The 13771-nt window shown below is 41.7% G+C and carries 12 protein-coding genes; 5 read left to right on the top strand and 7 right to left on the bottom strand.

The genetic code is table 11. From position 1 onward, the window contains the following. Position 1 precedes the first annotated feature (1 nt). From ilvD to TW85_RS14565, 3 genes are all read left to right on the top strand, one after another. The gene (ilvD, locus tag TW85_RS14575) at positions 2 to 1858 is read left to right on the top strand and encodes a dihydroxy-acid dehydratase (protein WP_046017870.1); all 1857 of its coding nucleotides are present in this window, start codon (positions 2 to 4) and stop codon (positions 1856 to 1858) included. 188 nt (positions 1859 to 2046) lie between these two features. Continuing rightward, on the top strand, positions 2047 to 2889 hold the full coding sequence (gene rlmJ, locus TW85_RS14570) for a 23S rRNA (adenine(2030)-N(6))-methyltransferase RlmJ (protein WP_046017869.1): 843 nt from the start codon (positions 2047 to 2049) through the stop codon (positions 2887 to 2889). A gap of 141 nt (positions 2890 to 3030) precedes the next feature. After that, positions 3031 to 4266, top strand: coding sequence for a diguanylate cyclase (locus TW85_RS14565; protein ID WP_046017868.1), 1236 nt, complete (start codon positions 3031 to 3033; stop codon positions 4264 to 4266). Between the two features lie 70 nt (positions 4267 to 4336). Here TW85_RS14565 and TW85_RS14560 read toward each other — a convergent pair whose 3' ends face one another. The 5 genes from TW85_RS14560 to TW85_RS14540 all read right to left on the bottom strand — a co-directional run bounded on the left by TW85_RS14560 (position 4337) and on the right by TW85_RS14540 (position 9510). Beyond that, entirely contained in the window at positions 4337 to 4852 is a 516-nt protein-coding gene (locus tag TW85_RS14560; protein WP_046017867.1) for a dihydrofolate reductase, read from the bottom strand. A 29-nt stretch (positions 4853 to 4881) separates the two neighbouring features. Continuing rightward, the gene (locus TW85_RS14555; protein WP_046017866.1) at positions 4882 to 5715 is read right to left on the bottom strand and encodes a thymidylate synthase; all 834 of its coding nucleotides are present in this window, start codon (positions 5713 to 5715) and stop codon (positions 4882 to 4884) included. Between the two features lie 67 nt (positions 5716 to 5782). Beyond that, positions 5783 to 6595, bottom strand: a complete 813-nt coding sequence (lgt, locus tag TW85_RS14550) for a prolipoprotein diacylglyceryl transferase (protein ID WP_046017865.1) — start codon at positions 6593 to 6595, stop codon at positions 5783 to 5785. A 100-nt stretch (positions 6596 to 6695) separates the two neighbouring features. Then, positions 6696 to 8981 carry a phosphoenolpyruvate--protein phosphotransferase gene (gene ptsP / locus TW85_RS14545; protein ID WP_046017864.1) on the bottom strand — a complete coding sequence of 762 codons (2286 nt, stop codon included), beginning with the start codon at positions 8979 to 8981 and terminating at the stop codon, positions 6696 to 6698. Positions 8982 to 9006: 25 nt separating this feature from the next. Further along, entirely contained in the window at positions 9007 to 9510 is a 504-nt protein-coding gene (locus TW85_RS14540) for an RNA pyrophosphohydrolase (RefSeq protein WP_036181759.1), read from the bottom strand. A 149-nt stretch (positions 9511 to 9659) separates the two neighbouring features. Here TW85_RS14540 and TW85_RS14535 point away from each other — a divergent pair, with 149 nt between their 5' ends. Beyond that, the gene (locus TW85_RS14535; protein WP_046017863.1) at positions 9660 to 10316 is read left to right on the top strand and encodes an HAD family hydrolase; all 657 of its coding nucleotides are present in this window, start codon (positions 9660 to 9662) and stop codon (positions 10314 to 10316) included. A 58-nt stretch (positions 10317 to 10374) separates the two neighbouring features. Here TW85_RS14535 and TW85_RS14530 read toward each other — a convergent pair whose 3' ends face one another. Beyond that, entirely contained in the window at positions 10375 to 11577 is a 1203-nt protein-coding gene (locus tag TW85_RS14530; RefSeq protein WP_046017889.1) for a class I SAM-dependent rRNA methyltransferase, read from the bottom strand. Positions 11578 to 11741: 164 nt separating this feature from the next. Here TW85_RS14530 and TW85_RS14525 point away from each other — a divergent pair, with 164 nt between their 5' ends. After that, positions 11742 to 12608, top strand: coding sequence for an HDOD domain-containing protein (locus tag TW85_RS14525; protein WP_046017862.1), 867 nt, complete (start codon positions 11742 to 11744; stop codon positions 12606 to 12608). 88 nt (positions 12609 to 12696) lie between these two features. Here the strand turns inward: TW85_RS14525 and TW85_RS14520 are convergent, their stop codons facing one another. Beyond that, on the bottom strand, positions 12697 to 13770 hold the full coding sequence (locus TW85_RS14520) for an ABC transporter ATP-binding protein (protein WP_046017861.1): 1074 nt from the start codon (positions 13768 to 13770) through the stop codon (positions 12697 to 12699). Position 13771: the final 1 nt, after the last annotated feature.

Here is a 13771-nt window from a genome sequence, read left to right as displayed (position 1 = left end):
CATGCCAGTATATCGTTCAAAAACTACTACCTCCGGCCGTAATATGGCCGGAGCTCGCGCCTTATGGCGTGCCACCGGAATGACAGATGAAGATTTTCATAAACCTATCATTGCGGTAGCCAATTCATTCACTCAATTTGTACCAGGTCATGTCCATTTAAAAGACATGGGGCAGCTGGTAGCACGTGAAATTGAAAAAGCTGGCGGCGTTGCAAAAGAATTTAATACCATTGCTGTGGACGATGGTATTGCTATGGGTCATGACGGCATGCTGTACAGCCTACCTTCTCGCGACTTAATTGCTGACTCTGTTGAGTACATGGTTAATGCCCATTGTGCTGATGCGCTAGTCTGTATTTCGAACTGTGACAAAATCACACCCGGCATGTTAATGGCTGCAATGCGCCTTGATATCCCTGTTATTTTTGTATCAGGCGGCCCAATGGAAGCAGGTAAAACCAAGCTTTCAGAACATAAACTAGATCTTGTTGATGCTATGGTTATCGCTGTGGACGATAACGCAACGGATGAACAAGTTGCTGAATACGAGCGCTCTGCTTGCCCTACCTGTGGTTCTTGCTCAGGTATGTTTACAGCTAACTCTATGAACTGTTTGACCGAAGCAATGGGCCTAAGCCTACCAGGTAATGGCACCATGCTAGCCACTCACGCTGATCGTAAAGAGTTATTCTTAGAAGCGGGTCGACGTATTGTTGATATTACTAAACGCTTTTACGAGCAAGATGAAGCTCATTGGTCACCAAGAGCCATTGCCTCTTACGAAGCTTTTGAAAACTGTATGACACTTGATATTGCCATGGGTGGATCGTCAAACACCATCTTGCATTTATTGGCTATTGCTCATGAAGCAGGTGTTGATTTTACCATGGAAGACATTGATCGCTTATCTCGTAAAATCCCTCAATTCTGTAAAGTGGCACCTAATTCACCTAAATACCACATTGAAGACGTACATAGAGCTGGCGGTATTTTTGGGATTTTGGGTGAAATTGACCGTGCAGGCTTATTACATAACCAAGTACACACAGTTCACGCACCAACTATGACAGAAGCCCTAGAAAACTGGGACATAATGCGTAAGCCAACGCCAGAAGTCATGGAGTTTTATAAAGCAGGCCCTGCAGGCATTCCTACTCAAACAGCATTTAGCCAAGCAACACGTTGGCCTTCTGTTGACGGAGACCGTGAAGCTGGCTGTATCCGTAACATTGAGAATGCTTACTCTCAAGAAGGCGGCCTTGCGGTACTAACAGGTAATATCGCCTTGAACGGCTGCATCGTTAAAAGTGCTGGGGTTGATGAGTCTTGCCTCGTTTTTGAAGGCCCAGCTCACATCACGGAATCTCAAGATGAAGCTGTGAGCAACATACTCGCAGATGAAGTAAAAGCGGGTGATGTTGTGATCGTTCGTTACGAAGGACCTCGTGGTGGCCCAGGCATGCAAGAAATGCTTTACCCAACCTCTTACATCAAGTCTAAAGGCTTAGGTAAAGCCTGTGCACTGCTAACTGACGGTCGCTTCTCTGGTGGTACATCAGGCCTATCTATTGGTCACGTATCCCCAGAAGCAGCATCAGGTGGTGCCATTGGCTTGGTTGAGAACGGTGACATTATCCGCATTGATATCCCTAACCGTACTATCAATGTCTTACTGTCTGATGAAGAGCTTGCAGAACGTCGTTCTGCGATGGAAGCCAAGGGTGCAAACGCTTGGAAACCAGAGAAAGTAAGACCACGTAAAGTAACGCCAGCCCTGAAAGTCTATGCTCATTTTGCAACCAGCGCAGATAAAGGCGCGGTTCGTAATCTTGACTTAATAGATGGCGAATCAATGTAGCTAAAGTATTTGGATTGCTTTTATCTAAAGCCATCCATTTAATTCAAGGCACAGACAATAAACCAACACTATTAGGAGACTAATTGTATTGGTGACTATCGCTACTGACTATTTCTCAATAAAATAGCGTATCAGTAGACACCAAGGCCGTGGGGTGATCCCACGGCCTTTTTATTTAGAGAGCCATTATGCTTAGCTATCGCCATATTTATCATGCAGGCAATCATGCCGACATTTTGAAACACCTTGTTGTGAGCCAAATTTGCCATCATTTAACCGCGAAAGAATCACCTTTCTTTTATCTTGATACTCATGCTGGGATTGGCCAATACGCATTAGACTCTCAGCAAGCCCAAATGAACAAAGAGTTCAAGACAGGGATCTCGCAGTTACTTGAGCTTAAAAACCCACCAGAAAGCATCAAGCGTTTTCTGAAAATTGTTAAAGACATGAACCCAACAACTAACCTTAAACTTTACCCAGGCAGCCCGAAGGTCGTTGAAGCTTACACCCGTCAAAAAGATAAGATGCACCTGTGTGAGTTACATCCAAAGGATCACCCAACCTTAGCCGCTTTATTTCCAAACAAACGTCGCGCTAATGTTGAAAAAGGGAATGGATTCGCAGCAGTTAAAGCCATGCTACCACCACCGCAAAAGCGTGGATTGGTTTTAATGGACCCTCCTTACGAGGTCAAAGAAGATTATAAAACGGTCGTTAAAGCCCTAGTTGAAGGTCATCAACGCTTTGCCCATGGCACTTATGCTATTTGGTACCCAGTACTTTCACGCAAGCAAGCTGATGGACTCATCAATTCAGTACAAAGAACAAAAATTCGTAATACGCTTTTACTCGAATTAAATATCCGTGACGACAATGCGGACAAAGGCATGAATGGCAGCGGTATGATAATCGTTAATCCACCATGGAAACTAGAGAGTGAAGCGCAAGAGTTTTTACCTGTATTAAAAGAACTTTTACAAGAAGACAGCAAATCAAGTTTTCAGCTACGCTGGATTACACCAGAATAATAATCAACAAGTGTTAACACAAATGGCGTAGACTTGAGAAAAAGTTTACCGTAAAACCAAAAAAGCATTAGTCTTAATAAATATGACTAATGCTATTCAGGGACAGGTTAGTTGCAACCTAAAATAAAAGTGGAGTAGAAAATGTCAGCCGATAATCGTTTTTTTCAAAATGCCTTTAAGCTCATGCCAACATCTGCTTTTATTTTGCATAAAACCAGTGGCGACATTCTTGAACATAACCAAGCTTTCGCAGATGTTTTTAACAAGCAAGAGCATGACTTACCCACTAACTGGCTAAGCCTCAGTCAAAATACTCAAACTAAAGATCAGTGGCAGAGCTTTAGCAAGACAATGCAAAGTGACAAAGCGGCCCGTTGTTGTGACACACTTCTATTAGGCGAGAAAGAAATAAAGTCAGAGCTGCATTTTCAAGAGCTAGATGAAGATCACTTTTTAGTTTGTTTATACAGCGCTGAACACCTAGACCTTGCTAGCGCAGAAAACTCATTGTTAAAACTCGCCTTATCTGAGTCCTCATCTGGGCTTTGGGTATGGGATATAGAAACCGATGCGGTAGAGTGCTCAGAGTCATTATGTGATTTGATAGGCTGCTCGGTTCAATCCAGCCCAAAATCAACAGCCACTTGGCATTGCTTGGTACACCCTGAAGATCTAGCGAACCTCAAACAAATTGTCGAACAACATATTGCAGAAGCCAGTAAAAACTACGAAGCCAGCTATCGGATATTACAAGGCAATGGCAATTATCTTTGGGTCAAAGAAAGAGGCCTAATTTATGCCGTCAACAGTGATAACAGTATCGCTAAGACTGTCGGCTTTATTGAGGATATAAGCTCTCAGAAGAAGCTAGAGAAGCATTTACGTCGACAAGCAACCTTTGACGACCTTACAGGACTACTTACTCACAGCGCGGCGACGACACACTTTAAAAAGCAATTGGGCTTAGCAAAACGCCAGTACACGCCTTTAACCATGGTAAAAATCAACCTCAATGCGGATGGCGCGCTTAGCCAACTCATTTACGAAGATAAGAATCAAATCATAAAAATGGCGGCAAAAGACCTTTATCGAAATATTCGTGAGGGAGACATTTTAGCCAGAGTTGCCTCTGATAAATTGTTACTTCTGCTTCCTAACACTAACGTCAAAGATGCAAAGCAAATGCTGGATGAGGCAATAAACTCTGTCCATAGCCTGAATTTCACTAAGAAAGATGGTGATTCACATTCACTTTCTATCTGTGCTGGAGTCGCAACCTTCCCCGAAGACGGTGAAACGATTGAAGAGCTAGCAGAAAGTGCTAACAATGCAGTTGAAGCTTACGCCAATGACGACACTATTTTAGAGTTAAAATAGAAATAAAATTTAGACATAAAAAATGCACTTAAACGTGCATTTTTTATTTGGAAAGAAGATAGACCTAATCTCAGTCTTTCGCTTGATAAATACTGAAACGATAGTCATAAGGGTTATGGCCAGATGCTTCAAAATCTTCATGACCTACTTCATCATACAAAGACCAATCAAGTTCTGGGAAGTAAGCATCCCCCTCAACATCAGCCAATACATGAGTAATGTATAAACGATCTGCTTCCACTAAGGCTTGCTTGTATATTTCAGCGCCACCAATCACCATAACTTCTTCATGACCTTCAACCAAGGCAATACTTTCCCCTAGTTCAATCGCTTGCTCTAACGATGTCACAACATCTATCGCATCATTCTCACCAACACCCTGATAATCAGCTTGTCTGGTAATCACAATATTACGACGACCAGGCAATGGCTTACCAATAGATTCGTAAGTTTTACGCCCCATAATAATAGGCTTACCCATGGTCACTTTTTTGAAGTACTTAAGGTCATTTGGTAAGTGCCAAGGCAAGCTATTATTAATGCCAATGACATTGTTTTGTGCCATAGCAACAATTAAGGATAACATTCATTTACCTCACTTATTCAGGGTAATATTTAAATCGCAATAGGTGCAGGAATATGAGGCTCTGGGTCATAATCTAGGATTTCAAAGTCTTCAAACTTATAATCAAAAATCGACTCAGGCTTCCTATGAATTTTCAGCTTTGGCAATGCTTTAGGGGTACGCTGAACTTGAATTTTAGCCTGCTCAATATGATTGCTATATAAATGGCAATCACCAATCGAAATCACTATTTCACCCACTTCCATATCACATTGCTGCGCTATCATATGCGTCAAGAACGCCAGAGACGCTGTGTTATAAGGGTTACCTAAAAACAAGTCGTTACTACGTATGTACAGTGAAGCACTTAGTTTGTTATCACAGACATAAAATTGATAGAGCACATGACAAGGTGGTAACGCCATTCGCCCTTCTGCCGCATTTACATCAGGAGCTTTAGATTCATCAGGTAAACAAGCAACATTCCAACCATTAATAATATGACGACGGCTATTAGGGTTACTTTTCAAACCTTTAATTAATTCAGAAATCTGATCATATTCTTGTCCATCATGACCTTTCCAAGAACGCCACTGAGCTCCATAAACAGGGCCAAGTTCGCCTTCTTCTGTTGCCCACTCATCCCAAATAGTCACGCCATTCTCTGTCAGATACTGAATATTTGTTTCGCCTTTTAAAAACCATAAAAGCTCATGCAAGATACTACGTATATGCAGCTTTTTAGTCGTTAATAAAGGAAAACCTTCTGCTAAGTCATAACGAACTTGACGGCCAAAAACGCTATAGGTACCTGTGCCAGTGCGGTCACCCTTAAACTGTCCATTTTCGAGGACATCATTAAGAAGTTGAATATAAGGAAGCATATTTATTACCTATGTTTTGATCTTTTATGCGGCGCATCATATAGGGGCGAGAAGCCCCTTTCAACGCTTATTTTTTTGTTGCTAAAGGCTGGCTGATTTGCTGTTTTTGCAAGCTATAAATAATCAAAGCTAAACCAGCCAGTACCATGGGTACTGAAAGTAATTGTCCTTGCGTCAACCAACCAAAAGCGATGTAGCCAATATGAGCATCTGGTTCACGGAAAAACTCAACAAAGATTCTAAATAAGCCATAAAAGGCTAGAAAGCTTGCCGAAACTAAATAGCGAGGCTTAGGCGTTCGGGAAATTAACCAAAGTATTGAGAAGAGTAAAACACCTTCTAAAGCAAACTGGTATAACTGAGAAGGGTGCCTAGCAAGCTGAAGAGGGTCAGTTGGAAAAATCATCGCCCAAGACACATCTGTTTGACGACCCCATAACTCACCACCAATAAAATTACCTAATCGGCCAGTCCCTAAGCCAATAGGAACTAATGGAGCAAGGAAATCCATGACATCAACAAAGTGCTTCTTGTACTTACGGGCAAACAGCACCATAGCGAGAATGACACCAATTAAGCCTCCATGGAAAGACATGCCGCCTTCCCATACTCGTAGAATACTTAAAGGCTCAACTAATAATCGGTCAAACTGATAGAAAAAGGCATAACCAATTCTGCCTCCAAGGATAACCCCCATGGCGCCGTAAAATATCATGTCACTGACTTGTTCTTGACTCCAAGCGCCTTCAGAACGTTTCGCACGATAGTTACCCAACACATAAGCGCCGGCAAAACCTATGAGGTACATGATGCCATACCAATGCACAGCAAGTGGTCCAATCTCAATTGCAACTGGGTCAATATTTGGGTAGTTGATCATAAATTATCTACTTAATAAGAAGCGTTTTTGGTTAATTTTGTGTTCTGGATAAGAGCCTTAATTAAGAATTAGGTTCATTAATCTCATGACTCAATCTTAATTATTTACTGGATTTACTCTTACTTGGACGCACTAAACGCTCTATATTCGCTTCTCGCATTAAACGGTTCATTGTCTGCACTACCGCATCAGCATGAGCTAAGCTAATCACTTGCTCCAACATGAGCTGAGCTTGCTCTTCTGTGATATTACGTATCACGGCTTTTACTTTAGGCAAGCTGGTCGCACTCATGGATAGAATGTCATAACCCATCGCCATTAATAAAATGGCCCCCATTGGATCACCCGCCATTTCTCCACAGACACTTAAACTAATAGATTCATGTTGAGCTTCTATTACAATATTCAACAATGCTCTTAAAACAGCCGGGTGGAAACTATTATATAAATCTGCAACTCTAGGGTTGTTTCTATCAACAGCTAACAAATATTGAGTTAAATCGTTACTCCCCACCGACATAAAATCTACCAAAGAAGCGAGTTGCTTAACTTGGTAAACGGCCGCTGGTACTTCGATCATCACCCCAACTTCGGGCATTTTTACATCATAACCTTCTTCTTTTATTTCAGCATAAGCACGACGAACTAAAGCTAAAGCATCTTCAACTTCTGCGACATTCGAAATCATAGGCAATAAAATTTTAAGATTATGTAAGCCAGAACTGGCTTTAATCATGGCTCGAATTTGCGCCAAGAAAATCTCTAGATGATCTAGGGTAACTCGAATACCACGCCAACCTAAGAATGGGTTTTCTTCATTAATAGGAAAATAAGGCAAGGCCTTATCTCCACCAATATCCAGAGTACGTACAGTCACTGGCGCTGGAGCAAAACCTTCAAGTTGTTGGCGATAAATAGCAACCTGCTCAGCTTCAGTAGGAAAACGTTCGCGTACCATAAATGGTACTTCTGTACGATAAAGGCCAATGCCTTCTGCCCCACGATCCAAGGAGCGCCAGATATCCGCAGATAAACCTGTGTTAACAAAAAGAGATAAGCGATGTCCATCACAGGTTTCGCAAGGTAAATCTTTAAGGGTAAGGTATTCTTCCTCTAGGGCTTTTTCTTCATCAACAATTTGCTGGAAGCTTTCAATGAGAGTGTCAGATGGGTAGGTAAATACCTGACCTTGATAACCATCAATAATCATATCGACGTTTTCAAGTTGAGTATAAGGTAAATCCAAAGCCCCCATGACGGTAGGTATTCCCATGGCACGGGCTAAAATCGCCACATGAGAGTTACCTGACCCCATAACAGAAACTAAACCTTTAATTTTATCAAGCGGCACTTCCCCTAACATGGAAGCCGTCAACTCTTCGCCAACAATAATGGCGGATTCGCTAAAACGATCTGCAAGATTGGGAGCATTTTCCTGTAAATGCGACAGAATACGTCGCCCTAGATCACGTAAATCAGAGGCCCTTTCTCTTAAGTAAGGGTCATCCATACGATCAAAGTGGGAAATATGGAATTGGATAACTTCACGTAAAGCACCCTGAGCCCAATTGCCCCCTCGAATCTTTTGCTCTATTTCGTAAGCAAGAGCATTGTCGTCTAGCATTTTCAGGTAAACATCAAACAAGGCTTTTTCATCACTTGAAAGATGCTTAGAAAGTCTATTCCCTGCTTTTTTGATGTCTTTTCGAACCGCTAATAAAGCGGCATTAAAAGCACTTAATTCAGCCTCAATATCATCAACCTTGCGATCAGGTATAACATTAAGATCCGCAGGCGGATACACAACAATTGCTTTAGCAATGGCAACACCAGAGCTTCCAGCAATCCCTTTATATCTAAGATCACCCTCTGGCTTCGCATTTGAGTTTAAGCTTGTCATAGCCCCAGTTGCTTCAGCATGCGCAATAACACCTGCTAACTGAGCCGACAAGGTAATTAAAAAGGCTTCTTCACCTTCATCAAATCGACGCTTATCTTCATGTTGCACAACCAATACGCCAAGCACTTGGCGATGGTGAATGATAGGAACACCTAGGAAGGATTGATATCTCTCTTCCCCTGTACCTTTCAAATAATGAAACGAAGGGTGAGAGTGAGCATCTTCTAAGTTAACAGGCTCAGCACGACGCCCGACTAAACTAACAAGACCTTCATCAGGTTTAAGGCTTGCTTGTCCAGCTACCTCGGAGTTTAAGCCCCGAGTTGCCATCAAAATATAATCTTGAGAGTTAGGATCAACTAGGTAGATAGAGCAAACTTCGGCGCGCATAGCGCGTCGTACACGACGAACAATGATGTCCAGTGCAGCAGGCAGCGACTGAGCCGCTGTTACTTCCTGTGTAATACGTCTGAGCAAACCTAGCATAGCTTTCCTTACAAGCAAAAATCCGTTAGGCCACGGATTTATCGAGTTTCTTTAACCTTTTATGAGCGTTAGGAATAAGCTCTTTTAACGCCCGTCGATACACATCTTTTTTAAATGCCACAACCTGCCCTAAAGGGTACCAATAACTAACCCAGCGCCAACCGTCGAACTCTGGACAGTCTGCTGAATCTACACATACACAAGCATCAGCACAGCGTATGGATAACAAATACCACTTTTGTTTCTGGCCGATACAAAGCGGCTTACTATTGTGCCTCAACATACGTTTTGGCAAACGGTAACGTAACCAACCTCGGGTTTTCCCGATGATTTCTACTTGATGAGGCTCTAACCCCACCTCTTCTTTGAGTTCACGAAAAAGCGCCTCTTCCGGCGTTTCATCATGCTTGATCCCACCTTGTGGAAACTGCCAAGCATTTTGTCCAATTCGTCGAGCCCAAAGAAGTTGGCCACGCTCGTTCATCAGTATGATGCCCACATTCGGTCTATATCCGTCCGCATCAATCACGAGCTATTACCTTTTAAAATCGTTCTTTCGAAAGTTAAAATAAATTACGCCATTGTTCCATATTTCCCCCTTCTTCACAAATCGAACCGCTGTTAATTATTCTCACTAAAGGTATACTTTCAGGCAAAATCATGTATTGAGGAAGTCCTGTGACACTGGCAATTTTTGATCTAGACGGCACCCTACTCTCGGGTGATAGTGACTACAATTGGGGGCAGTTTTTAGTAGAAGAAGGCATAGTTGATGCTGATACATATAAAACAGCTAATGATAAATTCTATCAAGATTACCTATCAGGTGGCCTAGATATTCATGAATACTTAGCCTTTAGCTTAGCCCCATTAACCCAATTCAATCAGGCTCAACTTGAAGATTTACATAATGCCTTTATGGCTAAAAAGATCATGCCTATGATGCAAGAAAAAGCCCTAAAGCTGGTTCAAGAGCATAAAGAAAAAGGCCATTTCTTGATGATAATAACGGCCACTAATGAATTTGTGACAGGCCCGATCAGTCAATATTTTGGTATGGATCACCTTATTGCACCTATGCCAGAGATCAAAGAAGGTCGCTATACGGGTAAAGTCACGGGGATTCCAAGCTTTCAGGAAGGCAAAGTTACAAGGTTAAATGCTTGGCTTAAAGAAACAGGCCATACGCTGGAAGGCAGCTATTTTTATAGTGATTCTCATAACGATCTACCTCTGCTCGAATTGGTTAGCCAACCGATTGTTGTTGATGGTGATGAAAAACTTAGCCAGCTTGCTGAACAAAGAAACTGGCAACACATTTCGTTACGAGATTAATATCAATAATATAAAAAAGGCAGCCTAAGCTGCCTTTTTTATATGTTACGCCTGACTATCAAAGCCCCATATTATTATGGACACGATAGAAAAGTGCTTTTAGGTATTCTGTCTCTTCAATTGACGCATGCACTGGATGATCTGGCGCTTGAGTTCCACGATAAATTAGCTGAGAAAAACGCTCTAGTGAACGAGAGTTACTACGAACAATCTCATGTAATTTCTCTTCTTTTAAATGCATTGAACAAGATGCCGTCACCAAGGTGCCGCCTTTTGCTACCAAACGCATCGCAAGCTGATTTGCTCTGTAGTAGGCACTCTCACCTGATTTAGTATCTTTACGACGAGTAATAAAAGCTGGCGGATCTATCACAACCACATCAAACCTTTGTTTATCATCAATCAGAGATTGCATAGACTCGAAAGCATCCCCTTGCATCAAGTTAGCATTACCTTCGTACTGGTTCATCGTCAGATTACTTTCTACATGACCTAATGCTTTTTCAGAAGCGTCAATAAAGGTCACATCAGTCGCACCAGCAGAAGCCGCCTGCACACCCCATCCACCGACATAAGAAAATACATCTAGCACACGTTTCCCAGGGCTAAAGGTTTGCAAGGTTTTGCGGTTCTCTCTGTGATCATAGAACCAACCTGTTTTTTGGCCGTCCCAAACAGGCGCTTCAAACAAAACATCATTTTCTTGCAGGTAAACAACTTCAGGCACGGTGCCAAAGGCTTCTTCTACATAAGAGTTTAGACCTTCCACATCGCGCATCTTGCCATCATTTTTCATCAAGATAGCTGAAGGTTTAATCACTTCTTGCAAGGCTGTCACTATCTCTTCTTTAATGCGTTCCATACCAGCCGTCGAAATTTGTACCACTAAAATATCAGCAAAACGATCAACAACTAGACCTGAAAGGCCATCAGAATCGCCAAAAACAAGACGATAATAAGGGGCTGGGTAAACAGACTCTCTCAATGACAAAGCAATTTTTAAGCGATGCACAACTAGAGACTTATCCATAGGCGATTTAAGGTCACGACTAATCAAACGGCCACAAATCAAGGTACTTGGATTAATCATAGCTATTCCTAATGGCTTGCCATTAGCTGCTTCGACTACCACCTGATCACCAGCGGTAAACTGTTTCAAAGGCGTAGCATCTGTATTTACTTCATTACTGTAAATCCATTGATGGCCTGCTCTTAAACGTCTGTCCGCTTGGCCTTTTAGTCGTATTACACTCAAAATAATCATCCACGAAAGAGAAAAAAGCATTATAATTACTGGGCTAGATTTTGCTATGATTTTGCGGCATTCTAATCGTTTTCGTACGATTAATTTTCTATTATTCTTTGCTGCGCCCATTTTGTAGCGTTTTCATACTGACATTATCCTGTAAATTTTATCGAGTAGTCATGTCTTCCGACCTAAGCACAGACCAATTAAAACGTGTACTCCAAGGCATCACCATCCCACCACAACCTCAGGTGATGGTCGATCTTCATATGGAACAAGCCATGCCAGAGCCTGACATGGATAGAATCGCCCAAATTATTTCACAAGATGTTGGCCTTTCAGCTGCCATGCTGAAATTTGTAAACTCAGCATTTTTTGGTTTACAAAGAAAAATTACCTCTATTAAGCAAGCCGTTATGATGCTTGGTATTAATAGTGTGGCGAATATCATCAATGCATTAGCTGTTAAAAGTGAGCTTTCAGATGACTCTATCGCTTCGTTACACAGCTTTTGGGACAATGCCATGGATGTGGCGGCAGTCTGCTCAAGTATCGCTAAACAAATTGGTTTTAAGTATCAAGATGAGTGTTATGCATTAGGTCTTTTTCATAATGCTGGTATTCCTCTTATGATGCAGCGTTTCAAAGGTTATCAGCCAGTATTAGAAGAAGGTTATAACGATCCAGACTTCCAACTGACTAACCTAGAAAACAAACACTTTAAGACAAACCACTCTGTAATAGGTTATTACCTTGCTAAATCTTGGGGCCTACCTAAGACCTGCTCCCATGTAATCGCTCATCAACACAGACTTGAAAAGCTTTTTGGCGAACGTATTGCTGGTGATACAAAAACGCTAACCTTTGCGTCTATCTTAAAAATGGCAGAACATATTTGCAGCACTTATAAACTAGTAGGTAATGCACAATTTGACCATGAATGGGAGAAAGTCGGCCATTATTGCCTAGAGCATTTAGAGTTAACCCCATATGACTTTGAAGGGATTATTGAAGTTTGCCATGAGCAAGGTGTTGGCGTTAGTTAACCTAAACTTGGCAAAGCACATGTATCAAATATAAAAAAAGGAAGCTAATACGCTTCCTTTTTTTGCTTTTTACATGCTTTAAATCGAACTAAGACTCTCTTGGAAATAACACCAAATGGTCCAAATGCACAGACAAACCAATTGACTGGCCAACACAATGATTATGGTGCGAAGATGCAAAGCAATATACGACTTTGCCCGACGCTAAACGCACTCTATATAAAAAGTGAGAACCTCTAAACCACTTACTGACTATCTCCCCCATAAACTCACTATCATCATCATGCAGGATATCATCAGGGCGAATTAACAAGTCAATCTCTTCATCTGCTTTAAAGCCATGATCGGTTTTACCTTTGATTTCACCTAAATCTGAAACCACACAGTTTGAGCCACACACTTTTGAAGGTAACAGATCCCCATGTCCGATAAAGCTCGCAACAAATCTTGTCGCTGGCTTATGGTAAATCTGATAAGCCGTATCTAATTGATGAATTTGCCCTTCACTCATGACAGCAATCTGATCAGCCATCGCAAAGGCTTCCATTTGATCATGAGAAACTAAAATCGCGCTCATTTTTTCAGCTAAGAGAATTGCCCTTACATCAGGCACTAACTCTTCTCTTAACTTGGCATCCAAACCAGAAAAGGGCTCGTCCATTAACAAGAGTTTAGGTTTAGGCGCCATAGCACGTGCCAGTGCAATACGCTGTTGTTGACCACCCGACAGAGAACTTGGATATCTAGTTTCAAATCCACTCAAGCCAACTAATTTTAATAAGTGCTCTGTACGCTGCTGACGCTCGGATTTACTCCAATGCTGAATACCAAATTCAATATTCTGACTAATGGTTAAGTGTGGAAATAAAGCGACATCTTGAAACACCATACCGATATTTCTTTGCTCAGGGTTAATCAAAGAACCTGGCTCAGATAACACCTTACCATCTAATTCTATCGTCCCTGCAGAGACTTGCTCAAAGCCAGCAATAGCTCTTAACAAAGTTGACTTACCACAGCCACTCGGCCCCAACAAACAGCCAATTTGCCCAGCGACTAGCTTAAAGTTAACGCCTTGAATAATGGCCTTATCATCATAGGAAACAGATACATTCTTAATATCTAAATCTGTCAACATATGAGCAGGTGGTAATGAAGTCATA

The organism is Marinomonas sp. S3726, from assembly GCF_000967665.1.
Lineage (GTDB): Bacteria > Pseudomonadota > Gammaproteobacteria > Pseudomonadales > Marinomonadaceae > Marinomonas.
This window is presented reverse-complemented; position numbering and strand designations above follow the sequence as displayed.

Coding starts and splice junctions, on each gene's coding strand:
- ilvD (WP_046017870.1), top strand. CDS start 2: ATGCCAGTATATCGTTCAAAAACTACTACCTCCGGCCGTAATATGGCC.
- rlmJ (WP_046017869.1), top strand. CDS start 2,047: ATGCTTAGCTATCGCCATATTTATCATGCAGGCAATCATGCCGACATT.
- TW85_RS14565 (WP_046017868.1), top strand. CDS start 3,031: ATGTCAGCCGATAATCGTTTTTTTCAAAATGCCTTTAAGCTCATGCCA.
- TW85_RS14560 (WP_046017867.1), bottom strand. CDS start 4,852: ATGTTATCCTTAATTGTTGCTATGGCACAAAACAATGTCATTGGCATT.
- TW85_RS14555 (WP_046017866.1), bottom strand. CDS start 5,715: ATGCTTCCTTATATTCAACTTCTTAATGATGTCCTCGAAAATGGACAG.
- lgt (WP_046017865.1), bottom strand. CDS start 6,595: ATGATCAACTACCCAAATATTGACCCAGTTGCAATTGAGATTGGACCA.
- ptsP (WP_046017864.1), bottom strand. CDS start 8,981: ATGCTAGGTTTGCTCAGACGTATTACACAGGAAGTAACAGCGGCTCAG.
- TW85_RS14525 (WP_046017862.1), top strand. CDS start 11,742: ATGTCTTCCGACCTAAGCACAGACCAATTAAAACGTGTACTCCAAGGC.
- TW85_RS14520 (WP_046017861.1), bottom strand. CDS start 13,770: ATGACTTCATTACCACCTGCTCATATGTTGACAGATTTAGATATTAAG.